The sequence below is a fragment of the Candidatus Nanogingivalis gingivitcus genome (assembly GCF_004151455.1).
GTDB classification, from domain to species: Bacteria; Patescibacteriota; Saccharimonadia; order Saccharimonadales; family Saccharimonadaceae; genus Nanogingivalis; species Nanogingivalis gingivitcus.
The window spans coordinates 1-25,921 of record NZ_PRLK01000008.1 but is presented as its reverse complement, the minus strand read 5'-3'; the positions used below and the strand labels follow the sequence as shown (position 1 = coordinate 25,921).

At 32.7% G+C, this 25,921-nt stretch carries 26 protein-coding genes; 4 read left to right on the top strand and 22 right to left on the bottom strand.

The window, feature by feature from the left end; genetic code table 11:
* The 7 genes from G6CMJM_RS02685 to xseA all read right to left on the bottom strand — a co-directional run.
* On the bottom strand, nucleotides 1–2,523 hold a 2,523-nt coding region (locus tag G6CMJM_RS02685; RefSeq protein WP_206660773.1), incomplete at its 3' end, for a ZmpA/ZmpB/ZmpC family metallo-endopeptidase.
* Between the two features lie 96 nt (nucleotides 2,524–2,619).
* Nucleotides 2,620–3,294 carry a DNA repair protein RecO gene (gene recO, locus G6CMJM_RS02680; protein WP_129718936.1) on the bottom strand — a complete coding sequence of 225 codons (675 nt, stop codon included), beginning with the start codon at nucleotides 3,292–3,294 and terminating at the stop codon, nucleotides 2,620–2,622.
* Nucleotides 3,291–3,662, bottom strand: coding sequence for a response regulator (locus G6CMJM_RS02675; protein WP_129718935.1), 372 nt, complete (start codon nucleotides 3,660–3,662; stop codon nucleotides 3,291–3,293). The genes recO and G6CMJM_RS02675 overlap by 4 nt, the downstream gene beginning before the upstream one ends.
* Nucleotides 3,663–3,670: 8 nt before the next feature.
* Nucleotides 3,671–4,390 carry a sensor histidine kinase gene (locus tag G6CMJM_RS02670; protein ID WP_129718934.1) on the bottom strand — a complete coding sequence of 240 codons (720 nt, stop codon included), beginning with the start codon at nucleotides 4,388–4,390 and terminating at the stop codon, nucleotides 3,671–3,673.
* A gap of 42 nt (nucleotides 4,391–4,432) precedes the next feature.
* Nucleotides 4,433–5,113: a hypothetical protein gene (locus G6CMJM_RS02665; protein WP_129718933.1), complete on the bottom strand. Its 681-nt coding sequence runs from the start codon at nucleotides 5,111–5,113 to the stop codon at nucleotides 4,433–4,435.
* 39 nt (nucleotides 5,114–5,152) lie between these two features.
* A complete protein-coding gene (gene xseB, locus G6CMJM_RS02660) occupies nucleotides 5,153–5,365 on the bottom strand; it encodes an exodeoxyribonuclease VII small subunit (RefSeq protein ID WP_129718932.1) in 213 nt (70 codons plus the stop codon).
* Nucleotides 5,349–6,497, bottom strand: a complete 1,149-nt coding sequence (xseA, locus tag G6CMJM_RS02655) for an exodeoxyribonuclease VII large subunit (protein ID WP_129718931.1) — start codon at nucleotides 6,495–6,497, stop codon at nucleotides 5,349–5,351. Before xseA ends, xseB begins: the two co-directional genes overlap by 17 nt.
* Nucleotides 6,498–6,594: 97 nt before the next feature.
* Here xseA and G6CMJM_RS02650 point away from each other — a divergent pair, with 97 nt between their 5' ends.
* Both G6CMJM_RS02650 and G6CMJM_RS02645 read left to right on the top strand, forming a co-directional pair.
* On the top strand, nucleotides 6,595–7,824 hold the full coding sequence (locus tag G6CMJM_RS02650) for a DNA methyltransferase (protein WP_129718930.1): 1,230 nt from the start codon (nucleotides 6,595–6,597) through the stop codon (nucleotides 7,822–7,824).
* Nucleotides 7,811–8,083 carry a 50S ribosomal protein L27 gene (locus G6CMJM_RS02645; RefSeq protein WP_129718929.1) on the top strand — a complete coding sequence of 91 codons (273 nt, stop codon included), beginning with the start codon at nucleotides 7,811–7,813 and terminating at the stop codon, nucleotides 8,081–8,083. The genes G6CMJM_RS02650 and G6CMJM_RS02645 overlap by 14 nt, the downstream gene beginning before the upstream one ends.
* 101 nt (nucleotides 8,084–8,184) lie before the next feature.
* Here the strand turns inward: G6CMJM_RS02645 and G6CMJM_RS02640 are convergent, their stop codons facing one another.
* The 8 genes from G6CMJM_RS02640 to murD all read right to left on the bottom strand — a co-directional run bounded on the left by G6CMJM_RS02640 (nucleotide 8,185) and on the right by murD (nucleotide 15,701).
* Nucleotides 8,185–8,574, bottom strand: coding sequence for a response regulator (locus G6CMJM_RS02640; protein ID WP_129718928.1), 390 nt, complete (start codon nucleotides 8,572–8,574; stop codon nucleotides 8,185–8,187).
* A 36-nt stretch (nucleotides 8,575–8,610) separates the two neighbouring features.
* Nucleotides 8,611–9,798 (bottom strand): S41 family peptidase, encoded by a 1,188-nt coding sequence (locus tag G6CMJM_RS02635; RefSeq protein ID WP_129718927.1) that lies wholly within the window; start codon nucleotides 9,796–9,798, stop codon nucleotides 8,611–8,613.
* Between the two features lie 86 nt (nucleotides 9,799–9,884).
* Entirely contained in the window at nucleotides 9,885–11,126 is a 1,242-nt protein-coding gene (locus G6CMJM_RS02630; RefSeq protein WP_129718926.1) for a CHAP domain-containing protein, read from the bottom strand.
* Nucleotides 11,127–11,147: 21 nt separating this feature from the next.
* Nucleotides 11,148–12,161, bottom strand: coding sequence for a cell division protein FtsX (locus G6CMJM_RS02625; protein WP_129718925.1), 1,014 nt, complete (start codon nucleotides 12,159–12,161; stop codon nucleotides 11,148–11,150).
* The gene (ftsE, locus tag G6CMJM_RS02620) at nucleotides 12,161–12,844 is read right to left on the bottom strand and encodes a cell division ATP-binding protein FtsE (protein ID WP_129718924.1); all 684 of its coding nucleotides are present in this window, start codon (nucleotides 12,842–12,844) and stop codon (nucleotides 12,161–12,163) included. Before ftsE ends, G6CMJM_RS02625 begins: the two co-directional genes overlap by 1 nt.
* Before the next feature lie 57 nt (nucleotides 12,845–12,901).
* Complete coding sequence (gene prfB, locus G6CMJM_RS02615; RefSeq protein WP_129718923.1) at nucleotides 12,902–13,975, bottom strand: peptide chain release factor 2; 1,074 nt, start codon at nucleotides 13,973–13,975, stop codon at nucleotides 12,902–12,904.
* A 9-nt stretch (nucleotides 13,976–13,984) separates the two neighbouring features.
* Entirely contained in the window at nucleotides 13,985–14,377 is a 393-nt protein-coding gene (locus G6CMJM_RS02610; protein ID WP_129718922.1) for an MscL family protein, read from the bottom strand.
* Nucleotides 14,370–15,701: a UDP-N-acetylmuramoyl-L-alanine--D-glutamate ligase gene (gene murD, locus G6CMJM_RS02605; protein WP_129718921.1), complete on the bottom strand. Its 1,332-nt coding sequence runs from the start codon at nucleotides 15,699–15,701 to the stop codon at nucleotides 14,370–14,372. The genes G6CMJM_RS02610 and murD overlap by 8 nt, the downstream gene beginning before the upstream one ends.
* Before the next feature lie 137 nt (nucleotides 15,702–15,838).
* On the opposite strand from murD, the gene G6CMJM_RS02600 reads away from it, so the two are divergent.
* Together G6CMJM_RS02600 and G6CMJM_RS02595 are read left to right on the top strand one after the other, a co-directional pair.
* On the top strand, nucleotides 15,839–16,441 hold the full coding sequence (locus tag G6CMJM_RS02600; RefSeq protein WP_129718920.1) for a hypothetical protein: 603 nt from the start codon (nucleotides 15,839–15,841) through the stop codon (nucleotides 16,439–16,441).
* A 115-nt stretch (nucleotides 16,442–16,556) separates the two neighbouring features.
* On the top strand, nucleotides 16,557–16,898 hold the full coding sequence (locus G6CMJM_RS02595; RefSeq protein WP_129718919.1) for a hypothetical protein: 342 nt from the start codon (nucleotides 16,557–16,559) through the stop codon (nucleotides 16,896–16,898).
* Between the two features lie 48 nt (nucleotides 16,899–16,946).
* On the opposite strand, the gene G6CMJM_RS02590 is transcribed toward G6CMJM_RS02595, so the two are convergent.
* The 7 genes from G6CMJM_RS02590 to G6CMJM_RS02560 all read right to left on the bottom strand — a co-directional run.
* Complete coding sequence (locus tag G6CMJM_RS02590) at nucleotides 16,947–18,236, bottom strand: M16 family metallopeptidase (RefSeq protein WP_129718918.1); 1,290 nt, start codon at nucleotides 18,234–18,236, stop codon at nucleotides 16,947–16,949.
* On the bottom strand, nucleotides 18,237–20,915 hold the full coding sequence (secA, locus tag G6CMJM_RS02585) for a preprotein translocase subunit SecA (RefSeq protein WP_129718917.1): 2,679 nt from the start codon (nucleotides 20,913–20,915) through the stop codon (nucleotides 18,237–18,239).
* A gap of 187 nt (nucleotides 20,916–21,102) precedes the next feature.
* Nucleotides 21,103–21,435 (bottom strand): hypothetical protein, encoded by a 333-nt coding sequence (locus G6CMJM_RS02580; protein ID WP_129718916.1) that lies wholly within the window; start codon nucleotides 21,433–21,435, stop codon nucleotides 21,103–21,105.
* 317 nt (nucleotides 21,436–21,752) lie between these two features.
* Nucleotides 21,753–22,124 carry a ribosome hibernation-promoting factor, HPF/YfiA family gene (hpf, locus tag G6CMJM_RS02575; RefSeq protein WP_129718915.1) on the bottom strand — a complete coding sequence of 124 codons (372 nt, stop codon included), beginning with the start codon at nucleotides 22,122–22,124 and terminating at the stop codon, nucleotides 21,753–21,755.
* Between the two features lie 67 nt (nucleotides 22,125–22,191).
* Nucleotides 22,192–22,452, bottom strand: coding sequence for a glutaredoxin domain-containing protein (locus G6CMJM_RS02570; RefSeq protein ID WP_129718914.1), 261 nt, complete (start codon nucleotides 22,450–22,452; stop codon nucleotides 22,192–22,194).
* 135 nt (nucleotides 22,453–22,587) lie between these two features.
* Nucleotides 22,588–23,865 (bottom strand): serine--tRNA ligase, encoded by a 1,278-nt coding sequence (serS, locus tag G6CMJM_RS02565; RefSeq protein ID WP_129718913.1) that lies wholly within the window; start codon nucleotides 23,863–23,865, stop codon nucleotides 22,588–22,590.
* Nucleotides 23,866–23,909: 44 nt separating this feature from the next.
* Nucleotides 23,910–25,921: TrbL/VirB6 family protein (locus G6CMJM_RS02560; protein ID WP_129718912.1), on the bottom strand; the 2,012-nt coding region annotated here is incomplete at its 5' end.

Here is a 25,921-nt window from a genome sequence, read left to right as displayed (position 1 = left end):
AGCATTTGCGTTAGCATTTGCGTTAGCATTTGCGTTAGCATTTGCGTTAGCATTAGAATTATTGTTTATATCTGCGTTATTATTTACTGATGAAGAGTTATTATCAGTCATATCCTCCCTATAGATTGTTGATCGGAAGTCATCAGTAGAATTCATATAAGCTTTATATATAGCCTGTTTTAATTTTTCTACAGCTGTTTCGCTAGGTAAATATCGCCTAAATCCAGTACCAGTTATAACATTCTTTTTAAGGTCTGAATCTATAGCTTTAGTCATAAGCTCTGAGATTTTGTCGTAACTATCAATATTATATTCTGTGCCATCAATATTAATAGTTATAGGTTTTAGCTTAGCTATTTTATTAATTCTTTCAGTAAACATTGCTTTTTTAAATTCAGTAATATTTGCATATTTACCTGCAAAAATTTTATTCAAAATAAACGTATCTGATAAAATTTTATTTTCAGCAGTAGCTTCATTTTTATATTGATTAGAGATATAAGGAACAACTCCGTCGTAATAACCATATTCTGCTAATATTTCGTAAAATTGTTTACGCATAGCGATGTCACCAGAAACACCATTTTCATTTTGTACAGCAGAATAGTTAGGTGTAAATAGTGGTATTGTATAGTAGCCGTTACTTTCTGATTTACCTATCGTATCTCTACCCTTAAATTCGTAACGACCTGAAACAATATTATTTTCGATTAAGTCATTAATAGTTTTTAGTCTATCGGCTTCATCTTCTGTTATATTCTCAAATAAATCTACAGTATGCTTACCATTCCCTGGGTTAAATCGTCTTCGCTGATCCTCTACCTGCCTTGTTCTATTGAATAGACTCTTTTTAGTTGTTTTATCTTTATTTAAGCTAGCTTGAGCTTCAGCATAATCAAGAGTATAAAGAACGTCGAAACTATTATGCATATAGCTTTTTAGGTCGTCTGGTGTAGTGAAACGATTTGGTGAGCTATTGCTGTAACGATTCGGATTATTATTTCTATCAAAAATCAAGTTTAAATTATATATTGGTTCGTTAGTGTTATTACTTTCATAAAGACCCATTGCATAAAACTCAACATCTAAGCCATCCCTAGTGCCGTTATTGTTTAACCAAACATACTTTTCTAAAATATGCGTAAGCTCATGCGTATAAGCACTTTTTCCGCGACTTTCCAAAGCTTTTGCAATAAATAACCTTATGGCGTCACCCTCAGCCTGAGCATCAGCAAAAGTGAACGCACCATATAGGTTCATCGGTGATAAAAATTCACTTACACCTAATGAAGCTTTATTACCTGCCCTAGTTGACCATTGGCTTGAAGCTGTATCATTTGGATTTGAAGTCGCCCTTCTTAGACTATCTAAAACAACGATTGAATGATTTGGGTTTAGTCTATCTCGAACTTCTGGCTTAGCAGTTCTATACCAAAAATCTACAAAATTTTGCTGTTCTTTAGCTGTTTCTTCTAATTTTATATAAAAGTTTTTTAATTCTTTAGCATATTCATTAGTATTGGTAGCTAAATCACGATTAACATAAGTGTCAATATCGCCCAAAGTGATTGTTAATGGGTTAGATATAGCGTATATATTTTTAGATGTCAAAAGAGGTAAAATATAATTTTCTCTCGCCGAATCCTTTGTAAGCTTATCATACAACTTATAGGTAGCATTAGCTTTTTCTTTTGATGGAGTTTCAATAATTTTAGTTTTAGCTGTTAATACATACCAATCAGCTAAGGTAGCACCATTCATAAATTTATTACGGCTCTCTTCTAAGAACTGGGGTATATTAGATGCATTAGTTACACTAGCAAAGATTTTTTTAAATGTTTTTTGATTATTAACAATTTTTAATTCATCACCTTTTAAACTACCTATATTGATGAGCCAATCAATAGAGCTAACATCCTTGCCGTATTGACTAGGATTGAATAGCAAAGCTTCTGCAATATTTTGGTTGCCCATTTCAAAGTTATATAAACGGTAAATATAAGCTATTCCTATTAATAATTTTTCAGCGTTATTATTAATTAGGTTCTCGTAATAGCTATTAGCATCACCTGTATAACCTGCTGGCAGTTTAGATCCTGCAATTATTTTTGATAATAAAGAATTTTCTAGATTATCCTGCGCAAATCTGAAACTACTGGAAAGCGAAGATAGTTCTAGATTATCTGTACGTAATGCAGCCAAAACTTCGTCATCAGTAATATCTTGAAACTTACGACCAGTAGCTTTTTGTATTTCTAATTTTTTATTAGTTTTATCTACAGTAGAATAACGTGAAGGTTCAAGGATTTTTGCTACAGCAGGGCTATTATTAAAATCAATAGTTTTTAAACGATCTTTAACCCTTGCAATAACTTCGCTAGTGTTAACATTACCATTATTTGCAGAACTGTAATGGTTAGCATTAATAAAAATTAAAGACGCAATAAAAGCAAAAAATACTGCTGAAACTAATAATATATTATTAGTTTTTTTAGTTTTTAAAAACCCACTCAAATAGTTCACTGTACTCCCTATAAAACCTTAAGTTATTATAATTAATAATTACCTTAATTATAGCATAAACATAAATATAATAAAAATAGTTTTTTTAGCAATAAGTTACCTGCCAATAAATGATTCTATAATTGGCTTAACTTTCGCCAAAATTTCAGCACTTCCTACTACCCTACTTATTAAACTTGGAGTTGATGTTAACATTAAGCGTAAAAACTTAATATCTTCAGAACTATATCGTCCATTTATATCTTCAACAAATACTTTTTGATAAATATCAAAATTATAATTCCTAGAAGAATCTAATTTATTTGAATTATTGTCGTATTGCAGATTAACCTCTTCGCCAATAGTGAATGCTAATTGAAGCTCAAACCAATACTCAACTATTTCTAAACTATTTTTTTGATTATTTAAACTAATTAAAGTTTGTAATAAAATATCATAAAAATTACCCCCATCAATATTTTCGCTATAAGCATTAATTTTTTTAATTGCCCTATAAGCAAATTCTGTACGACTAAAATCTTGTAATATATATCTATAAAAATCAACCATACGAGACGACGATAGCGTATATAGATCTGTTTTACCTTCTAGAAAAACAACTTCATTAAGGGCGAAAGGCTCTATGCCACTAGCTAGTTTAGATTTTTGTTTTCTTGAACCACGAGCCATAGCTACTTTCTTACCTAAAGGAGTAATGAAATTTACAATACGATCTGCCTCACCATAATTAGTACGATTAAGCACTAAAGCAAAAGTTTTTATTTGTTTCACTTAAAATTAGCCCCTATCTCGCGACAACTATTTATTAAGATATCTGGCGTAATAATTGATTTATCAATAACTTTATGAACATTATAATGCCTAATAGTTTTCATATCTAAGTGATTGGCTAAGTTAGAACAGATGATTATTGGTATATTTGCCGTATCTTGATAGCTCTGAAGTTCATTAAGAAGTGCAAAAGCTGAATGGCCATTTAACAATACGTCTAAAATTATTATATCTGGAAGATTTTTATTAATTATATCCATAGCCCCTTCTGCAGAATTAATACACTCAATATCAAAAAAACCTTTTAGAATAAGAGTAAAATTATCAGCCATTATTTGATTGTCTTCAATAATTAGTATTTTAGCCATAAAATATTTTAAATTAAACTTAATTGTTCAGATTTATTCAATTCAACAAAAAAGGTATTACCATTACGGTGGCGGACTAGCCCAATTTTTCCACCCATTTTATTAGCAAAATTCTGCGCAATAAATAAACCAAGGCCTGAACTTTCAGGGCGAGAGCCTGATTTTACAGGCTTATTTTGCTCTTTTTTAATTGCCCTCCAAATATTTAATGGTACCTCATCACCATAATCACGCACCAAAATACGTATTTTGCCCTTATTATAGTATGTAGAAATTTCTACTTTTGTTTTTTTATGTGATGAATATAATGCGTTATCACTAAAATTTAAAAGTATTGAACGCAATAAATCATAATTAGCATAAGCAAGGTCTGTATTTTTAGCAATTTTCTTTACAACAATTTGTTTACGACTAATACGGTAAATATCAGCCATCTCTCTAACAATATCCTTACAAACTCTACGCGTACTAATTGGCGACATTTCAAATAAAGCATCTTCAAGGCTTGCTACTTTAGTTAAATCCTGAACTAACCTTAAAGCTCTTTCGCTAGTAGCACTTATTTGAGATAATATACGTGCCCTATCGCTAGAGGATAATGGAATATTCTCATTACTTAATGTTAAACTTAATTGACGAACAATAGAAAGCGGAGCTTTCATTTCATGAGCAGCAATAAAGAAATTATTATTTGCTGGTTCAAGACTGAAAAGCTCCGCATTATCCATGCTTTAATTATAGCAAAAGGCTATTTTTTTGTAAAAGAATTATTAATTAAATTTAATAGTCTTAGCAACTATATCATCAAAGTCTTTTTTAAACGTAGCTGCATCAGTTCTAATCATTAAAACTTTATCATTAACTTTAAAGTAGTACGCAATTCCACGGATACGATCATTCTTATTTTCATCGTTAGGGAATAAGCCTTCTACTTTAGTAGCCTCTCTACCATTCACTGTAGCAGCTTCTGTAGCTAATTCACCTTTTTTAATAGCTTTTTCAAAAGGTTTTAGAGCATCAGCTACTGCACCTTGTGTAATAGACATACGAAGCGCAAAGCGTTGTTGAATAATTTTATTTTTTGGTACTGGTGGGACTACTGAAGGGTGGAAATAAGCGTAATAACCTTTACCATCAGAATTATCCATATCCACATAGGAACTCCATGTTTTTGGATAATTAAATTGTACACCACCAAGGTCGGCTGGAGCATGGAATACATAGTTAGGTTCTTTAACACGCTCAGCAAACTTCTTTTCATCTTCTTCTGCTTGTTCTTTTTTTGCTTGGAGGGCTGCAACATCTTTTTGGCCATCAACATCTGTGCGAGCTTCTGTATAATTTATATAAGCCCAAATGCCGAAAGCACCCATACCAATAAGAGCTACTGATAATAAAATTATAACGATTGTGGAACCCTCAATCATACCACGTTTAAAATTCTTGTTCATACTTAATATTATACTTATGTTTAATCTAAAATTCAAGCATTAGTCATTACTATTGTTGCTATTAAAATCAATATTTAATACTTCTATTTTATTTTTTAAATTGATTAAATCTTCTTTAGCTGACTGGGCAAGACTTACGGCTTCTTTATATTTTTCTTCAACTTCAACTAGTGGTACCTTACCTTGTTCGATACTTTCTATAATTTGTTCTATTCGTTTCATCTTAGAATCATAATTATTTTGTTGTGACATCTTTTACCTCTGCTTTAATTATATTGCTATTTGTTTCAATATCTATAATACTATTAATTTCTACCCTGCCTCTTACTAACGCATATCCTTGACTCAAAACCTTTTGTGGATTTAAATTATCTAAAAGCCGAATTTTACTGTTTAAATTATGTAACTCATTATCAATATTATGCATAATATAACTATGAATATTATTAATAGTTATATTAATTTCATTCTTCTTTTCATCAAGAATATGAACAATTTTTTTACTAAAATTATTAATATAATTATTTAAATATATAATTTCATCTTGTCTATCTCGTGTTATAATTTGAGCAACGTTACTGGGAGTAGACCCTGCAAAATCGGCAGCTAAATCAGAAAGAGTACAATCAATTTCATGACCAATACCAGTGATAACTGGAACTCGTGAGCCTGCAATTGTTCTAGCTAATAGCTCATCATTAAAAGCCATTAGATCGTTGGCACTACCTCCACCTCTAATAATAACAATTAAATCCGGTAAATCTTGGACTTGATTAAAATAGTTAACAGCATTAATAATTTGCTTGCTAGCGCTTTCGCCTTGCACCTGCGTATGAGCAACCCTTATTTTAATGCCGCCCCAACGTTCGTTTATAATCTTGATAAAATCTGCGTATCCAGCCGCCTCCGTGCTAGATATAACGGCAATATTATTAGAGCTGCGTGGTATTAGCCGTTTACGGCTTTGATCAAAAATACCTTCTTTAGCTAGTTTATCTTTTATTATATCTAGGCTTTTTTTAATATTACCCTCTCCTACGGGTTTAATTTCTTTAACGGTTAAGTTAAACTTTCCCCAATCGGTAATTTTTGGTTCTACTTTTGCAATAATTTGCATACCATCCTGAATTGGCATTTTCATAGCAAATAACATCATAAAACAATTTACAGTAGAATTACTGTCCTTAATATCAAAAAAAACAAATTTATTTTGATTAATTTTAAAATTAGCAACCTCGCCACTTATAGTAATAAGCGGATAATTATAATTAAAATTTTGATTAATAGTATTTACTAGCAATGATGGTGTGAAAATTATTTCACTATCACTAATAGTTGTTTGGCTAACTATTAGATCTTCAAATTCATCAAAATTGAACTGCATATGTTTTTTATTATATCATGAAAAATATTTCTCATATTTATACCTTGTAAATTAATTAAACTGAATGAAAAATCTATAGCCATGATAAAATAGAGATATGAAAATAGCTATCCTAGGTAGACAACCTGAAATTGGTATTGCAGAATTAGAAAGTATTTTTAGTGGAGAAAATATAAGAGTACTCGGCCAAAGTGCTTGTCTAATTAATACACCTAAAATAAATATATCCCACTTTGGCTCAATATTAAAAGTTGGTGAAGTCGTATTTGAGGTAAAAACACAAGATTGGAAAACTATATCTGAAAAAATCGTAAAAGATTTCGTGCGTGATTTTAAAAATGCAAACCATAAAATAACTCTAGGTATATCATCTTACAATATAAAAACTTCCGCCACAGAAATTAATAAAACACTTGGAATTATTAAGCAAAAAATGAAAAAGGAAGGTGTATCAATAAGAACAATTAATAATAAAAAAGACACCAACCTATCTACTGCAATATCACACAATAATAAGCTTGGATTAAGTGATAATAAGATAGAATTAATTGCCGTAGGTACAAGTAAAGGTATTATTGTTGCTGTAAGTGAGGGAAGCCAAAATATTACCTCTTATGCTAGAAGAGATCAAAATCGTCCCAAGCGAGATGCCTTTGTAGGAATGCTTCCACCTAAGCTTGCACAAACAATAATTAATCTAGCAAGCGGTAAAGATCAACCTAAAATTTTAAGTTTTTACGGTAAAGAATTACAAAAAGAGTATAATATTCTAGACCCTTTTTGTGGAACTGGAACTGTTTTACAAGAGGCCGTACTAAAAGGATTTAAGGCTTATGGAAGTGATTTAAATCCTAAAATGGTAGATTATTCAAAACAAAATATCGAGTGGCTGATGCAAGAATTTAAGCCTTTTGGCGAAGTTAAGGATATAGCTATAGCAGACGCTACTAGTAACTGCTGGAAATATGCCAATACCTTATCAGCAATCACTTGTGAAACTTATCTTGGGCAACCTTTTTCTGCTCCGCCAAGCGGCAAAAAGCTATCGGAAGTTAAAGAAACTTGCAATAAAATAATATCTAATTTTTTAAAAAACTTAGCAAAACAAATTCCTGAAGGTACACCACTATGTATTGCTATTCCTACATGGAGGACCAAAAACGGAGATTTTTCTCACCTCCCCCTTGTTGACTTTTTAGAGGAACTAGGGTACAATAGAAAAGAATTTCTGCGCGTTAAGCCAAATAGCTTGATATACTTTCGCGAAAATCAAGTGGTGGCGCGTGAATTATTAGTACTAATAAGGAGTAAAAATGTCAAAAGTTAAAGCAGGTGGTTCAAGTAAAAACGTCCACAATAATGCAGGTGCTAGGCTTGGCGTAAAACGATTTGGCGGCCAAAAAGTTAACGAAGGAGAAGTTCTTGTTCGTCAAACTGGTGCAACTAAATTAGCCGGTGAAGGCACTTACATGAGCCGAAACTTTACAATCCATGCTTCAAAAAATGGTGTTGTAAGTTTCAAAGAAGTAAAGAAAAAATTATTTACTGGCAAAACTGTTAAGCGAACTGTAGTAGAAGTTGCTTAATACATAAAAATAAAAGACCTATCTAAGGTCTTTTATTTTTTATTCTCTTAACTTTTTTATTTAAATACTAATAATAAAACACTAGCCTTACGGCTAGTGTTTTAGATATTATCGTCATCCATCCCTAAATGATGTTTAACTCTTTCTATCACGTCAGCAATAACAACTTGAGACTTTACTAAATAATCATCTACCCCCAATTTCTCGGCTCTATCACGGTCTGCTTCTTGGCTTAAAGCAGTAAGCATAATTATTCGCATATTCATCGTTTCTGGGGTATTTTTTAGAATATCTAGAACATCAAAGCCATTTATTTTAGGCATCATTACATCAAGCAATATTAAATCAGGCCTAAAATTAATAGCAACTGACAAAGCTTTCTCTCCATCGTGAACCTCTTCAACTTCAAAGCCTTCCATCTCTAGCCTTGCACGATACACGCTTGCTAAGACTTCGTCATCTTCTACAAGTAAGATTTTCTTCTTATTCATACAATTATTTTACCTTATTCTATTTTTAAACGCAAGCTATTTGAGAGTATCTAAAGCATAATCTAACTGAGGATCCCTAGAATTGTTAACATCATCTTCAGTTAATTTAACTTCTTTTTCTGGATGAATCCCCTCTTTATTAATATTTTTACCTTTCGGAGTATACCATTTTGCTACAGTAACTTTTAATAAAGCATCATCATTAATTTGAATAGGTTCTTGAACGCTACCTTTACCAAAAGATTTTTCACCAACTATAGTTGCTTTAGCATAATCTTTTAAAGCTCCTGCTACTATTTCACTAGCACTAGCTGTATTACCATTTATTAAAACTACAGTTTTTTTATCTTTTAGAATATTGTTTCCACTAGCCCTTTCTTGTCCAACTACCTTATCACCTTGTTTTTCAGTTACAATTACTGAATTTCTATCAATCCATAAACTAGCTAGACTACGAGCTGCAGAAACATATCCACCACCATTATTTCGTAAGTCTAAAATTACCTTATTAATATTTTTAGCTTTAATTTCTTCAGCATATTTATTAGCTAAATTACCTGTATTCTCATCAAAACGCGCAACATTCAATATAGCTACATCACCTTTTATATTCAATTCAACACTAGGGTTGTCTATTTTGGCTCGAACTACGGAGAACTCTTTTTCTTTATCTCCACGCAACACTGTTATTTTAACTGTCGTACCCTCTTCACCCCTAATTTTTTGGCTAATTTCTCCCACTTTTAGCTTTGTAACATCTTCATCATTAACCTTAGTTACTATATCTCCAGCCATAATTCCTGCTTTAATAGCAGAGTTATTTTTTAGGGTACGTATAACAGTTGGTAAATTTTTACGACTACCAAGCTCTACACCTATACCTGCGCCTACATCTCCATTGAGGTTTTTAGAAAAATCCTCAGATTCTTCTTTATTCAAATATGTAGTATAATCATCACCAGCAGCTTCTACTAGGCCCTTTGATGCCCCTTCGATTAATTTATTTTTATCTAATTTTCCATCAAATTTTTCTGTTAGTTTACGGTATGTGTTTTCAACAGAAGATAGATCTAATTTATTATAGTCACCTTTTAAGCCGATAGTTGGTGCCAATAAAGCTTCAATTTTAGAACTTTGTGTACCACATATATAACCTACAACAGCTAAAATACCAGCAATAATAATCGTAGTAGATAGCTCAATCTTCTTCTTTTCCCTATTCATTACTCTATTATAACATAACCATATAAGCTTGTTTAAATAGCCCTAAAAAAAGACAGCCTTTTATATTCTGGCTGTCTTTTTTAAATTTAATCAAAATATATGTATGTATCATATGTGCTAGCTGGAACACGCATTCTACTGAAATGACCCCATCCTTGAGGACCACCGTAATTGTATTGGCTTACCCATACATAGTTGCCTTCAATTGAATCAATCCATACTACATGCCCATAAGCACCACGCATAATTACACCTATGGAACCAACTTTAGGGTCTCTACCTGTTCTAAAGCCTGCTCTTCTGGCACTAGCTGGCCACATATTTGCATTACCCCACCATAAAGCTCTAATACCTTTTTCTTTTAGGAGTCTCCATGCTGTATAGCTCACACATTGTCTACAGCCATAACCCATGTCATCATTACCGTTACCATCGTATCCACCCCAGCTCCATGCATTAGCATCTACGTAACAGTTTGAATCATTCCAAGGGTAAGCAGTTGTTCCGCCAAGTAAAGCTGGGATCTGCCCACCAGATGCTTGACGAATTTGGCGTTGAATCAATTCTTGCTGCTCTTGTTGTAATTTTAATTTTTCTTCACCACGCTCTTTAGCATATTTACTATATTCAGCTTCTTCACCATTAGTTTTAGCAAGCAAAGTATTTTGCTGGTTTATTTTTTCTTGTAAAGCTTTATTGGCAGTTTTTTGGTTTTCTAAAGTAAGCTTAACCTCATCTCTTTTAGATTCAAGACGTTTCTTATCTTTCTTGATAGCTTCAACTTTTTCAACAAGCTGGTCTTTAATTGAACTTTGATATTCAAGATGATCTAAAGCTTGTGATAAATTACTACTTCCAGCAATACGTTCAAGAGGTGTTATATTCTCTTCTAACGAAATATCTGCCAATATTGTACCTAAAGCACTTTTATTATTATTGATATTTTCTTCTGTTTCTTTAATTTCTTTTTGCAATTTTTCGTATTGAACTTGGGAAATTTGCAATTGTGATTGAATTAAAGATTTTTCTTTCTCAATTCCAGCCAATTCTGCTTGAAGTGTTTTAGCCTTATCTCGTAAGTTTTTAGCCTGAGATTCAGCATCATTTATTTGTGATTGAAGAGCTTGAATTTCATTTTCTAACTGCTGAGTTGTTTTCTCGGCATCAGCATTTTTAGGAAGAATAGCAATCACGCTGGCAACTGCCATTGTTAGCGATAAACTTCCATTGATGAGCAATTTTTTTGTGATTTTCATTTTTTCTTTTTCTTTTATTAATTTATTATTTTTATTATTTAATATATTAACATTATTTAAGTTTTTTTTCAATAGCCCTCCCTTTTTTAAAAGTTATATCTTTAAATATTTTCTAGTTGCTGTAAAAGCCGAAAGAACACCTATAGCCGAACCTGTCAACATTAAGCCTATGAGTACAACGATAAAATAATTCTGTAAAAATGCGATTAATGATTCAACAGGAACTCCATAAACTAATAGTTTATCTTTAATTAAGAAAATACCAGCATAGCATATAATCATAGCTAAAACTGCCGCCAAAATACCGCATATAACTGCCTCAACAATAAATGGACCAGCAATAAAACTTTTATTAGCACCTATTAACTTCATCATATATATTTCTTCACGCCTGTTAAAAATTGCCATACGTATAGTGTTAAAGATTATTAAGCTTGCTAAAATAACGAATATTATACCAGCAACTAAACCAATTTTTTCAATAAAGTTAGAAGTATTAGAAATGCTATTAATGATATCTTTGCGACTTCCGTAAGTTGGCTTACGTGTTTTATGAAGATTGTTTTGTATAGTCTTGTCATTATCTACGAATTGTTTTAACTCAGTAGTATTACCAATATCAACCATTTTGATATTTAAAGTTGCAGGAAATTCATTTGTAGCCTCAAGCAATGCTGCTCTAAATTTTTCATCAGAAGAATTATTCTCAGCAAAATTTTTTCTAGCTTGTTCTGGTGAAATATACTTAACCTCTTTAACTGATGATAAGTTAGCTAAAGATTTTTGTATAGATTGAAGGTCATTTTCATTAACATCTTTTTTAAGGTAGATAGATAGGTCAACTTTATCTTTAACTTCACTAATAGTATCATTTAAAATTGCTTTTGAGGCAAGACTGGTAAAAATAATAGATAAAGTAAGTGTCATAACAACAGTAGCTGCGACAGAAAGCCAAGCATTACGCATAAAACTGTTAGCACCATATTTAGTAATACGCCATAGGGTAAGTAATCTTCTTTTACGGCGCTTTTGCTCCATTATAACTTTGGAGTTCTGTTTTTTTGATCGTGCCGATGTAGTATTTTTATGATGAGTATTTTTTTCCATTATTGTTTATAACTCCCCTGTGATTGGTCGTGTGTTACTCGTCCGTGATTTAAGGTTATAACTCGACGCTTTAATTTATTAACAATTTCAACATTATGGGTTGTTAAAACTACTGTAGTTCCATAGTCATTTATTTTTTCTAATAATCTAATAATATCCCAGCTATGTTTAGGATCAAGGTTACCTGTAGGCTCATCGGCTATTAATATTTTTGGCTGGCGAGCAAGAGCACGAGCAATAGCTACACGTTGCCTTTCTCCACCACTAAGCTGATGAGGGAAGTTTTTTTCCTTACCCTGTAATCCTACAAGTTTAATAACCCTTGGCACTGTTGCATTAATTTCATAATTTGTCATACCTGCAATTTCTAATGCAAAGGCAACATTTTCAAACACTGTACGGTTTGGTAATAGCTTAAAGTCTTGAAAAATAACACCAATTCTACGCCTAAGAAGTGGAATGTCTTTATCTTTTAATTTATCGTAATCGATTCCTCCAACTACAATTTTTCCACTAGTTGGTTTTTCCTCACGTGTAAGCATTTTTAGTAAAGAAGATTTACCAGCACCACTAGTACCTACAAGAATAACAAATTCTTTTGGTTTAATATGCAAACTTACACGATTTATAGCTGGCGTAGATGAATTGCCATATACTTTAGTAACTCTATCTAATAAAATCATTACTTTTTAATTATATCACCTTATAAAAGTAGCCGCAAGCTTTTTGAAGGTTAGCCTCTAGCTCTTTTCAAGATACGACCATATAAAACCATCTATATCGCCATTTAAAACTTTATCTACGTCCTTTTCTTCATACTTTGTACGAGTATCCTTAACTAACTTATAGGGGTTTAAAATATAATTGCGTATTTGAGCACCCCATTCAGCAGATTTACCAGCTTGAAGCTTGCTGATATCCTCTATATGCTGATCTAGTTGAAGCTGTAAAAGTTTACCACGCAATATCCTCATTACAGTTTCCTTATTTTGAAGCTGAGAACGTTCATTTTGAATTGACACAACGATATTTGTTGGTATATGCGTAATACGTACTGCTGAGTCTGTAGTATTAACACTTTGACCACCTTTACCACCACTCCTAAATACATCTATTTTTAGATCTTTATCATCTATATTCACCTCGTTAGGTGTATCAATTTTTGGTAAAATTTCAACAAGAGCAAAAGAAGTCTCACGGCTTCCGCCACTATTAAAAGGAGATATTCTAACTAACCTATGTACTCCACTCTCCCCTTTAAGCCTACCATAAATAAAATCACCAGAAATAGCAAAAACGCTAGTTTTTATGCCAGCCTCTTCCCCTTCACTTCTTTCAATATGCTCAATACTATAATCGTTCTTATTCGCCCAACGAATATACATTCGCTCTACCATCTCGGCAAAATCTTGAGCATCGTTACCCCCCACACCAGAAGTTATGCGAATTATAGCATCTTTATCATCAAATTTACCACTAAAAAATAGTGTTCTTTTTATTTTTGTTAATTCCTGTTCAAATGCTAAAATTTGTGATTCAAATTCTGGCAAAAATTCATCTTCGCCTAGTCCTAAAAGCTCGAATATATCTTCCACTTGGCTTTTTAAAATATGCCAAGGTTGAACTATTTTTTTTAGCTTGGCTATTTCTTGCAGCTTAGACTGTGCAATAATAGGATTATTCCAAATTTCAGGGCTAGAAACTTCAAGCTCTAATTGTTCTAATTTAGATTTTTTTTCTAACAAATCAAGCTTTAACGCCGATTTGTCTATTTCTTCTAAAATAACTTGAACACGAGCTTGAAGTTTATCCATATTTAATAACTATTTTTTAGCTGTAATTTCTTCACCGAAAAATTTAGTTAAGAATACAATTACAAAATATACTACAGCAGTAATAACTGCAAAGTTGATTAAATCATTTAAGAATATTCCGTAATTAACAAAAGTTAATTCTCCATTAACTGTTCTACCAATTGCTAGCCTTAGACCTTTTAGACCCTCAGCTGAACCAAGTATTAAACCAATTGGTGGCATAATCACATTATCAATTAAAGATTTAACTAAAGCTCCTGTTGCAGTACCTAAAATTAAACCTATAGCCATACCAATTAAACCTTGGCTTAAAATAAATTGCTTAAAACCCTCTAGTTGTTCTTTAAGAACATTAACTGAAGGATGTTTTACAGCTTTCCTCACTACCTTCTTTTCACTCATGTTCTAGATTATAGCATAATTGTTTTACTGCTTCAACGAATTTATCTCCTCTATCACTATAACTTTTAAACATATCAAAACTAGCGTGTGCTGGGCTTAGAATAATTACATCTCCTCTATTGGCATTTTTAAAGCATTCACCCACTACTTCTCCCATATTTGTTTTAATACCTAAGTTAATAAAATTGTTATAATTAATATTAGTCAATTCTTTCTCAATATTGTCAGCTTCGCTACCGATAATAACTACTTTTTTAATTGTATTATCTTCTGCTATTTTCTTATAAAGACTAGATAAATCAGCTCCCTTACTACTGCCTCCTAATATTAAAATTTTAGGAGATGAAAAAGCATTAATAGCTGCAATTGTACTACCAGGAGTTGTAGAAATACTATCGTCATAAAATTTGACATCTTGGTACTCCATTACTAGTTTAAGACGATGAGGTAAACCAGTAAAATCTGCTAACCCCTTCTTTATAGTAGTATTATCCAGCTTAAAATCATTAATTTTTGCTATTTCTACACACGCTAGTATAGCGCCACAAGCGTTCTCTATATTATGGTTTCCTGAAATAGATAAACTTGAGGTTGGACAAATTTTTTGTTCATTATACATAAAATAGCCATTTTCTACATACACATTTTTGTCATTAGCATAAGATTTTTTAGCTCCCTCCCCAAAACTGGCAATATATTTAGAATTATTATTATTACCATAATAAATAGAAACATCCCCTTCTCTTTGATGTCGAGAAATATTTGATTTGGCATTAAGGTAGTCACTAAAATCAGGGTGCTTATCTAAATGATCAGGTTCTACCATTACACTAACAGCAACCTGTGGAGATAGGTTCATATCCCATAATTGAAAGCTCGATAATTCATAAACAACAATATCTGTATCTTTAATAATATCTAAAACATCTAAGGCTGGTAAGCCAATATTACCAACAAGATGAACCTTTTGATTAGACCTATTTAAAATAGAAGCTATTAAGCTTGCTGTAGTGCCTTTCCCCTTAGTCCCTGTTACGCCAATTATTTTGGCTGGGCAATTTTCAAAAAATAATTTAGTTACCGAAGTGACTGGAATATCTTTTGGTAAATAGTAAGGGTTGACTGCAGGAGTGCGAACAATTAAATCTGCATTAATACTATTAAAGTTTTTAACTCCTAAATGTAGCTCTGCATTTTTAGGGGGATCTATTTTAGCCTCTTTGTTTTGGTCATAAATATCAAAAAAAGCATTTGGAAATTTTTCCCGTAAAAAATGATGGGCACTTTTGGCTTCTAATCCATACCCTAATAATGCTATTCTCATTTTGTCTCCTTTTTTATTATTAATATTTTATCACACCTTAATATTATTTTAGATATTCTTCATTGATTTATATATTTTTTAGTGTATAATATCTTTTGCCGACATTATGTCGAGTAATTTTACAAGAGGTACTACAAATGAAAGTAGAAAATATTGCCACTTTTGCTAAAGTTCGTCGTCTTTATGAAGCTATGCTGGAAGATCTTCATAATATCAACGAGGAATTCGAAGTTGTTATGGATCTTGAAAGCAAAAAAGTAGAAGTCGTTCTTTACGATAATATTGTTGGAAGCTTTGATTTCTATAACGGAGAGCTAGAATGTGGAAACAGATTTTGGCTTAAGTTCAAGGCTATCGATATTTTAGTTAAGTATCAACTGTTATTTGAAAAACTTGATTTCTCACGTTTTAAAGAACTTGATTATTATATTATTCCCCTATTATACGGGAATAACTATAATAATTTCTTTGCAAAAAATGAAGACAATTCTATTTCTAAATGCTACTGTTTTTCTTTTTTAAATAAAGAAAAATCAATAGACCGTGAAAAATTTAGCTGGACTATGTCTAGAGATTTCACCAATACTCAATCTGCAAATATTAATTTTATCCTTGATTTTGAAGAATATTCAAATATGGATTTAATTTTTGGCGACTGTGCAATTATTAGTAAACAAAATTTTGTAGAAGATTACGAAATTTTAAAAAAACTACCACAGGATTTCGCTAATTCTTTGTAGAGATCTTCGCCACCTCTTATAGAGGTGGTTTTTAATTTGACATTTTAAAGAAGTTATGTTATTATATTAAAGCCTAAAAATTTATTTTAGAGTACTTTTATAGGAGGTTCCAAAAATGGAACTAGAAGTAAAAATTAGCAATAGAACTAGAAGAAACGGTGAGCTTCCCTTCATTATTGAAGCTAAAAATGACAGAAAAGCTCGCACTATCAAAGAATTCTACAACTTAGTGGAAAACTTCTTTAAAAAATTTGATGGCGTGGAAAGTGTAAAATTGTATGTAGAATTTAAGGATAATAAAATTCTAACAGGTACAACTATTCATTACTGTCAAGAAAACGGTATTATTTTAGACATTTACCAATCTAACAATAGTGGTAAATATTCTAGATTACTGCCTGGTGAATGGGAAATAAGAAACGCTGCACTATCAAATTTGATAGCTACTAGTCTATAGTACTTTTATAGCCCTCTTTTGATAAGAGGGCTATTTTCTTAAGTTTAATTATTTACAAAAAACATTTTTTAAAGTATTGCTAATATCTTCCACTAATTCTTCTTGGTTACTAGAAACAGCACCCAAACAATAAACACCGTCACGAATGAATTCCCTAGCTACTGATAAAATTTTATCTCCAGAAATCTCTTTAATATATTCTGGCTGTTTTTTATAATCACGAACAAAACCATCCCAAAAATATCTACCAGCGTAAAAATTAGCAATAGAACGAACTGTTTGTCCACCCATTTGGAAAGATCCTAAAGCGTAACTTTTCATAGCTTCTATATCATCTTGCGTTATATCACCATCTGCTATCCTCTTAAGCTCATTAACTATTAGCTCAAATAACGGTTTAGCTGTATCAAAATTAGTTTGCCCTTCAAAATCCCAAGCAGAATCTTTTAAACTACGGCTAGCACCACTGTACACACCATAGGTTAAGCCTCTTTTACGTGCCTGACCATAAATACGTGAGTACATTGTTCCTGTTAATATATGGTTAAGGGCATGCATAGCATCCATTTCATAGTCATCAAGCTGGCGTGGAATTATTACTGAAAAACCGAAACTAATATTTTTCTGATCACTTCTATTAATATATACCGGTTTTTCTGGCACTTTAGGGTCATCAACAATAAATTCGAAACGTTCACCTCTAGGTAAGTCTAGGTTTTCAAATTTTTCAATTATTTTACTCTTACGTGATTTGGTTAACTTACCAGCAATAACAAAACGCAAGTTATCTGTAGTGTGTGTTTTTTTATGATGTTCCTTAATATCATTTAACGTAATATTGCTAATTGTTTTAATACGCTCTTCGTAAGTTAAAACCTGCTCACCAAAAGCTTGTTGTAATTTAGGCCAAAGCAACCTAGCATTATTATTAAGGTAACCTGTTAATTCGTTACGAACATTTCCTTTTTCTGCGATAAATTCTTTTTCGTTAAATTTAGGTGTTGCAATAGATAATAATTGTAAGTCTAAAATTCTTTCCCATTCAAAATCGGCACAATCAGCTATATAGCTCATATTCATATCGCTAGTAGAAGCATTATGATATGCTCCGTTCTTAGTGAAATCAGCCTCAAACTCATGCTCACTATTAAATCTAGCATTAGCACCAAAAGCCATATGTTCCATAATATGGGCAGTCTCGTAAATATCTCTCGACCTTGTATAGCGAGATCCTGCCCTAAATTGGAAAGTAAAATTCATCACCGCAGCATCTGGAACATCAATAAGAAGTCCTTGTACGCCATTTTTTAGGCGTACTTCCTCAACGGTGTGCTTCATTTATTTACGTCCTTTTTTCTTATTTTGACGTTGTGCTTTTTTAGCTTTGCGGGCTTTATTTTTTTTGCTTCTTTCTGCAGACTCTGATTTTTTCTTTACACCGCCGAATTCATCATCTCTATTCTTTTCGCCAGATTGAATATCATTAACACCTTTTTCCACAGAGTTTTCTGCAAGACGTGTCAATTCAGTTTCGTGGTCCTCTTCGTCACGAGCTACTACATCAGTAGGTTTAATACGCGTAATAATTTTAATTGCTTCATCACGTAATGTATTTTGTAAACCATCAAATAACTTTTGAGATTCTGAACGATATTCAACTAATGGGTCTCGTTGCCCTACGCTTCGCCAGTGAATGCCTTCTCTTAAATGCCCCATATTTTCTAAGTGGTTCATCCAAAGAGTATCAAGTATTTGCATGTATATTTCACGCTCTACTTTTTGCAGTGTTTCCTCACCCAATTCTTCTTCTTTATCTTTATATACATCTTCTACTATTTGGCGTGCAAGTTCAAGACGCTTTTTATCATTCCTGATTAAACCAATTGCTTCAGCAGTATCTTTTTCTACTGGGAAGAATTCAATAAATTCTTCAGCAAATTTAGGATTATTTTTAGCAGGAAGAGATACTAATTCCTTAACCTTTAAGTCGAATAATCGCTTAAATTCTGGGGTGATATTCTCGCCCTCTAAAATTTTACGACGCATAGTGTAAACAACTTTACGATGCCTGTTAATAACATTGTCATATTGAACAACATTTTTACGAGTGTCAAAGTTAAAGCCTTCTACCCTTTTTTGTGCTGATTCTAGTGTTTTAGAAACTGACTTATGTTGTATAGGCTGATCATCTGGAACGCCTAATCTATCCATAATAGTAGCAATACGCTCACCTTGGAAGATTCTCATAAGGTCATCTTCTGTTGATACGAAGAATTGTGTTTCGCCTGGGTCACCTTGGCGTCCTCCACGCCCACGGAACTGGTTATCAATACGGCGAGATTCATGCCTTTCGGAACCAATAACTACTAACCCACCTAATTCCTTAACACCTTCACCCAATTTAATGTCTGTACCACGACCTGCAATGTTGGTAGCAAGTGTAATAGCACCTTTTTCACCAGCTTTAGCAACAATAGAAGCCTCATGCTCATTGTTTTTAGCGTTTAACAAGTTATATTTTATACCCTCTTTATCTAGGTATTTAGCAATCTGCTCATTCTTTTCAATAGATGCAGAACCTACAAGAACTGGGCGACCTGCCTCATGATGACGTTTAATTTCAGCAGCAACAGCTTTTAATTTAGCTTTTTCTGTTTTAAAAATTAGATCTTCCTTATCATCACGAATAACTGGTTTATTTGATGGAATTTGAATAACTTCTAAAGAATAGATTTGTTGAAATTCTTCAGCTTCCGTAAAGGCAGTACCTGTCATACCTGATAGCTTATTATAAAGCCTAAAGAAATTTTGGAAAGAGATTGTAGCAAGAGTCATAGATTCTTGAAGTACTGGTACTTTTTCTTTAGCTTCTATAGCTTGGTGTAGCCCCTCATTATAGCGACGGCCATTCATAAGGCGACCAGTGTGTTCATCAACAATAATTACTTCGCCATCGTTAGTAACAACATAGTCTTTATCTCTCTTAAATAGAGTTTGAGCCCTTAAAGCTTGTTCCATATGATAAACAGCTCGGGTATGTTCAGGCTTGTATAGGTTCTTCATACCTAAAAGTTTTTCAACTTTATCAATACCTTCATCAGTTAAGGCTACACTGCGTCTTTTTTCATCTAAGTCATAATCATTTTCAGACAACTGAGTAGCTATTTTAGCGAATTGAATATAGCTTTCTGGATTCTCAGCTGCTGGAGCAGAAATAATAAGAGGAGTACGCGCTTCATCAATTAAAATTGAGTCAACCTCATCAACAATAGCAAAGTTTAATTCACGTTGACGTAATAAATCAACTTCATTAACCATGTTATCTCTTAGGTAGTCAAAACCAAACTCGTTGTTTGTACCGTAAGTAATATCAGCTGCGTAAGCTTCTTTACGAGTAGCTGGGCGAAGCTTTCGCATATTTTCATCTTCATGGCTTGCATTATCATATTCAGGGTCGTAAATATAACTAGCCTCGTTGATAATTACACCAACAGAAAGCCCTAAGAAGTTATAAATTTTACCCATCCAGCTTGCATCACGCTGTGCTAGGTAGTCGTTAACTGTAACAACATGAACACCTTTTCCGGTCATAGCATTAAGTACTGTAGGTAAGGTGGCAACAAGTGTTTTACCCTCACCTGTTTTCATTTCAGCAACTTTACCTTCATGTAGAACCATACCACCAATAAGCTGGACGTCAAAATGACGCATTCCTAATACTCTTTGGCTTGCTTCTCGCACTAATGCAAATACTTCAGGGAGTACTGCATCTAACTTTTGTTGATCAGTCTTTTTATCTTCTTCTCTAACTTCTAAAGTTAAATTATTAAACTTATTTTTTAATTCTTCATCTGTCATTTCTTTATATTTTTCAGATAAAGCATTAATTTCATTAACTTTTTTTTGAAGACGTCGTAAAACTTTCTTTTGTGGATCCCCAAATACTTTAGTTAGGAATTTTTCAGTTTTATTATCTTCAACTAAAACATTCTTTTTTTTCGCAGTTTTTTTAGTCATATTCCTCTCTACTTTCCAACAGTATAATTCTAGATACAATTTTACCATAATTAAACAGTAAAAAAAAGCCCTCTAAGAGGGCTTTAAGCTTAAGTGCCACTAGAACATATATTCCCTATAACACTTTTGCATATCTTTATCTTTAAGGCTTAAAAAGAATGCTTCCACGTTTGCTGTTAGCTGATTGTTAGTTTTTTTTAGATTTTTTTAGCTTACCTTGATATATCTTGTTAGATGTATCAAGAATGTTAAGAATATTTTCATCTCCTTCAATAAAATACCCTTTTAAAAGAATATTTTCAGCCGAATCATAGAATGACTCCTGGCTAGGAATAATAAAAATCCCTCCATCTACCAAGTCAATATCAACCGACATATAAACAATCACTTTAGCGAAAGCGTTTACATTAACAACCAAGTCAATAATACGAACGCCAATATTTTCGCCAGTATAATCACAATAAAACTCTAGTTTATATAACTGAGTTTTTACATTTTCACTTCGCTTAGCATTATTCATATAAGATCACCCCTTCTTAAAAATACTAATTAAATACAATAAATGTTTCTTCATGGTCTAAAAATTTAGCAAACTCATTAAGATACATTATCGCGTTACTTCTTCCTACCGGTTTTTCTACCTTAGTTTCTAAGTAGAATAATAGGTAATTATTCTTAGTAATAAGCCGTACTCTACACTAACCTTAAAGTTAATGTTCTTTGCCATTTTTATATCCTCCTTTGGCAATGATGTAGCATATTATGACATAAAAATAAATAAAAATCAACCTAAATATACTAGGTTGATTTTTCGGTCTGCTTAAAAAGTTGTTTTAGCTATCCACGTTTAAATGAACGTTTAAATTTAGCCATAATACTACTTTTACCAATACGTGGGTTTTTCTCAGTTTTGTAACGACGAATTTGGCTTTCTAATTTTGCCTCAACAATATCTACGGCAGCTAATACATTACTACTTTGGTCTTTAGCTACAAGAGTTTTATCTGGAATAGTTAAAATAGCTTCAACCTCATATTTATTGTCATTTGCACCATTAATTTGTTCAATTACAACTTTAGCTGACACAGTTTTTTTAGCATGTCGTGGCAAGTATTTATCTAGTTTACCAATATGTTTGCGTGTATATTTTTGGGTATTTTCATCAATTTCGTATTTGTTTTTTCCTGTAATGTCAATTTGTGAAATCATATCTTTCCTTGTTTATTACTTTTTTATATATTAGCATAAACTTTTTAATTTGTCAATAAAAGAAGCCCTATTCAGGGCTTTTAGTAATAAGGTGCAAAACAGCTTTATTGATAGAGTCGAAGTCTCCCCCTACTGCAATATCCATCTTAGTATTCACTAAAATTGGTGCAGACAAGATGTGGTATCTTTCAGAAACTTTTTTGCCTTCTTCTTTAAAGCTATCATCCATATTGCGAACTTCATAATCTACTTCCTTGTGATCAAGAAAATTTTTCATAAGTCTACAATTTTTGCAGTCGTTTTTTGTGTAAAGTACTAAATCGCTCATGATGGTTACCCCCTTATTTTATTTTTTCTTGAGCTAATTAAATTATAACATAAGTAAAAATAAAAAGCACTATATTTAGTGTTGTATTTTTTACATATACGCTATATATAGTGCTTATTTTATTAAATTATTATTTTATATTCTAGTCTTACCACCCATATATGGTTTTAAAACTTCTGGAACTAATAAGTCGTCACCATCTTGGAAGTTTTCTATAAAGGCAACTAAACAACGTGCAAGGCTTACAGCTGTACCATTAAGCGTATGTAACACTTCAATATCACCATTTTTTCTTCTAACACGAATATTCAAGTTGCGTGCTTGGTAATCAGTACAGTTTGAGCAACTGGTAATTTCACGGTATTTGCCATCAACAGGACTCCAATATTCAATATCGTATTTTTTAGATGCAGGAGCACCAAGGTCGCCACTAGCAATATTAATTATTCTGTAAGGAATTCCTAATTCTTGGTAAATTTCCTCTTCAACAGCTAAAATACGCTCATGCGCATCCTTACTTTGCTCCGGCAGGGTGAAAGCGTACATTTCTAACTTATTAAATTGGTGAACACGGAAAAGTCCACGAGTGTGCTTTCCATATGTTCCCGCTTCTTTACGGTAGCATGGAGAATAACCAGCATAAAATAATGGAAGATCATCTTCATTTAGTATTTCATCAGCGTGATAACCAGTTAATGACATTTCAGCAGTAGCAATTAAGCTTAAATCTTGGTTTTCAATAAAGTATTCATCACTTTGTTCACTAGCACGAGGCGCAAAACCAGTGCCAGTAGCCACATTACCATTAACCATATGTGGAACGGTCATAAATTTAAAGCCTTTAGCTAGTAGTTTGTTTAAGGCAAATTGATAAATAGCATTCTCTAATAACGCTAATTCACCTTTTAAGAAATAGAATTTTGTACCTGCAACTTTAGTACCTCTTTCAAAATCAACCCAATCTTTTCTATTAGCAAAGTCAAGGTGATCTTCAGCACCAATCATAGAAGAACCAAAACGTTTTTCGGTAATATCCTTGCCCCATTCCTTAACAACTTCATCTTCGCCCTCTTCACCAATAGGCACATCATCTTGTAATATATTAGGAATAGACTTAAGAATAGTCATAAAATCTTGGTCAATATGACGGTATTTATCTTCTAAAGCAGAAATTTTTTCTTTAAGTTCCTTACCTTCAGCAATTAATTCACTCGATGGTTTGCTTTTAGCAATTTTCATACTATTAGCAATCTCATTACGCCTAGACCTTAAGGAATCAATTTCTTGCCCTAAAGCTTTACGCTCTTGATCTAATTCTATTACTCTATCAATATCAACATTTTTATAGCCTTTATCTAGAGTATTCTGTTTTACCCTCTCGGTATTCTCACGAATGAATTTAATATCTAACATAATTAAATTTTAGCATAAAATCAATAAAGTATGTAGCTAAAAATTTATTTCTTTACTTGGCGAATAGCATCAACAATAATTTTTTCACGATTATTGAGAGTGCTATATTCTTTATTCATTAAGCTATTGTATTGACCACTTTGCATTGCCCTATGTAAGTTATCTACTTGGTTTTTTTGGTAGTTAGCCATATCTTTAGCCTGTTGTTCTAAATGTACACGTGTAGCAGCATTTACTAATTGGTTATCGGCAAGGTTATTGTTTGTATCGTTATTATTAGCTAATTTAATAAGTTCTTTTTGTGAATCTGTAAGCTTACCAAAATCAACTTCCTCGCTTATTTTCTTAGCCATTAACTTAGCTTCATCCGAGCTAATAACGGCGACAGTTGGAGAAGCGCTACTACTTGTTGTGCCTTTATTAGACTGACCTACTTGAGGTGAAGGTTCCTTATTGCCATCTGAAGTAGTAGGATTATGGCTAGCTATATCCATTAATATTTTACGCTCATCGCCACCAAGGGAGGCCATTTTTTGAGGGCTATGAAGGATATCAGCGGCCATCTTAGCAATTTCTTTAGCACTTGCTTGACTAGTAAGATTGTCTTTATTGTTAAGATTACTTGCAACAAACTGGCTAGTATTTGTAAGCGAATCTTTATTCTGGCTAAGAAGCTTATCCATAGTAAGCCCTGAATGTGGGGCTTCACTTTGAGCTACGCTTTGGTAAGTATGGCCATACTTATTACCATCACCAAAAGCATGAAGTTTAAGCATTGATTCAGCCGTAGCATCCTTTTGTCCAAGCTTACCTATATAAGCAGTTGTAGCCATTCCTTGCGCCATTATCTGTAACTTATCTTTTAATAATTGCTCATTAGAAAGAGTTGATAGAGATGAAGAAATAATTGATTCTGGTTTAATGCCATCAGTTTCATAAAGTGCAGTCATTAAAGCCTTACCATGATCTTGAGTTTCTCCGGTAGTCATAGCTTCTTGCACATATTTAACAATAACTGATTCTTTAAATTTCTCAGCACCTGCTATATCTCCAGAGTTGCGAAGCTTATCATAAGTATCTCTATCATCTAAGTTTGTAAAATTACCTTTTCTGATCTCATCGATATCGTGGCTATATATAGTAGCGAGGTTTTTAATATTATCATTTTCTGCTTTATTTAAACCAGCTTGCGCACTTCTAAGCAAGGCTGCTTGCGTGCTTGAAAGTTCTTCTTTATCTCCATATGCTCTCACAACACTTTCATTAGTATAATTTAAATGTTTAGCATCATGAGCATCCTGCCGAGCTTTTTCGGCTATTGCTCTTGTACGGCTACTAAAATGTAATCTGCGCCCCTTACCTAATGGAATGGAGGCATGACGAAGTGGACTTGACCCATTTAGCATTTTTCTATTAATAGCCTTATTCATATCGCTTTCCCTAGCTTTTTTGGCAGTAATCTCACCTCCTTTGTTCAAAACGCCCGATATTTTATTTCCAATAGAACCTAATGCATGTAAAGTGGTTTTAATAATCTTAACAGTTCCAATAAGTGCCATAGCAGGAATAAGTGTGAATAAGATTTTTTCAAGGTCGCCAATACCTTGCGTATTTCGTAGAACTGTAGAAGCTAATATGGCCGCTCCCATAATAATACTAGCCATTGGGTATATAAAAATCATACTTCTATAAATACTAAACCACTTCTTGAAAAAGCCTTCTGTATTCGGCAACACTATAGCTGCAATAGCAATAGGGCTAGCAACCACACATAAAATAATAACAGCTTGGCGAACAAGTAAAATAACAACAAAGCTAAAAATTCCAAATGCGGCAACAGCTAAAGCAGCTAAAATACCTCCTGCTCCAGCAACTACAGTAACAAGCCCTGCACCAGCTGCCAAAAACGAGGCTACATCTTTTACAAGACTATCAAAACCAGTTTTTCCTCCTATTTGCTCTGCCGTAACCGAAATATCTAAGAATAATTTAAAAATATTCTTACCCAATATATTCGAAATATCTACTCCAATAACAGCTACGTACCAAGATAGGT

Coding starts and splice junctions, on each gene's coding strand:
- G6CMJM_RS02580 (WP_129718916.1), bottom strand. CDS start 21,435: ATGAATAATGCTAAGCGAAGTGAAAATGTAAAAACTCAGTTATATAAA.
- prfB (WP_129718923.1), bottom strand. CDS start 13,975: ATGGATAAACTTCAAGCTCGTGTTCAAGTTATTTTAGAAGAAATAGAC.
- G6CMJM_RS02610 (WP_129718922.1), bottom strand. CDS start 14,377: ATGAGTGAAAAGAAGGTAGTGAGGAAAGCTGTAAAACATCCTTCAGTT.
- G6CMJM_RS02665 (WP_129718933.1), bottom strand. CDS start 5,113: ATGAACAAGAATTTTAAACGTGGTATGATTGAGGGTTCCACAATCGTT.
- G6CMJM_RS02635 (WP_129718927.1), bottom strand. CDS start 9,798: ATGAATAGGGAAAAGAAGAAGATTGAGCTATCTACTACGATTATTATT.
- serS (WP_129718913.1), bottom strand. CDS start 23,865: ATGTTAGATATTAAATTCATTCGTGAGAATACCGAGAGGGTAAAACAG.
- xseB (WP_129718932.1), bottom strand. CDS start 5,365: ATGTCACAACAAAATAATTATGATTCTAAGATGAAACGAATAGAACAA.
- G6CMJM_RS02570 (WP_129718914.1), bottom strand. CDS start 22,452: ATGAGCGATTTAGTACTTTACACAAAAAACGACTGCAAAAATTGTAGA.
- secA (WP_129718917.1), bottom strand. CDS start 20,915: ATGACTAAAAAAACTGCGAAAAAAAAGAATGTTTTAGTTGAAGATAAT.
- G6CMJM_RS02650 (WP_129718930.1), top strand. CDS start 6,595: ATGAAAATAGCTATCCTAGGTAGACAACCTGAAATTGGTATTGCAGAA.
- G6CMJM_RS02670 (WP_129718934.1), bottom strand. CDS start 4,390: ATGGATAATGCGGAGCTTTTCAGTCTTGAACCAGCAAATAATAATTTC.
- G6CMJM_RS02640 (WP_129718928.1), bottom strand. CDS start 8,574: ATGAATAAGAAGAAAATCTTACTTGTAGAAGATGACGAAGTCTTAGCA.
- G6CMJM_RS02645 (WP_129718929.1), top strand. CDS start 7,811: ATGTCAAAAGTTAAAGCAGGTGGTTCAAGTAAAAACGTCCACAATAAT.
- G6CMJM_RS02595 (WP_129718919.1), top strand. CDS start 16,557: ATGGAACTAGAAGTAAAAATTAGCAATAGAACTAGAAGAAACGGTGAG.
- G6CMJM_RS02675 (WP_129718935.1), bottom strand. CDS start 3,662: ATGGCTAAAATACTAATTATTGAAGACAATCAAATAATGGCTGATAAT.
- ftsE (WP_129718924.1), bottom strand. CDS start 12,844: ATGATTTTATTAGATAGAGTTACTAAAGTATATGGCAATTCATCTACG.
- G6CMJM_RS02625 (WP_129718925.1), bottom strand. CDS start 12,161: ATGGAAAAAAATACTCATCATAAAAATACTACATCGGCACGATCAAAA.
- xseA (WP_129718931.1), bottom strand. CDS start 6,497: ATGCAGTTCAATTTTGATGAATTTGAAGATCTAATAGTTAGCCAAACA.
- hpf (WP_129718915.1), bottom strand. CDS start 22,124: ATGATTTCACAAATTGACATTACAGGAAAAAACAAATACGAAATTGAT.
- G6CMJM_RS02600 (WP_129718920.1), top strand. CDS start 15,839: ATGAAAGTAGAAAATATTGCCACTTTTGCTAAAGTTCGTCGTCTTTAT.
- G6CMJM_RS02590 (WP_129718918.1), bottom strand. CDS start 18,236: ATGAAGCACACCGTTGAGGAAGTACGCCTAAAAAATGGCGTACAAGGA.
- murD (WP_129718921.1), bottom strand. CDS start 15,701: ATGAGAATAGCATTATTAGGGTATGGATTAGAAGCCAAAAGTGCCCAT.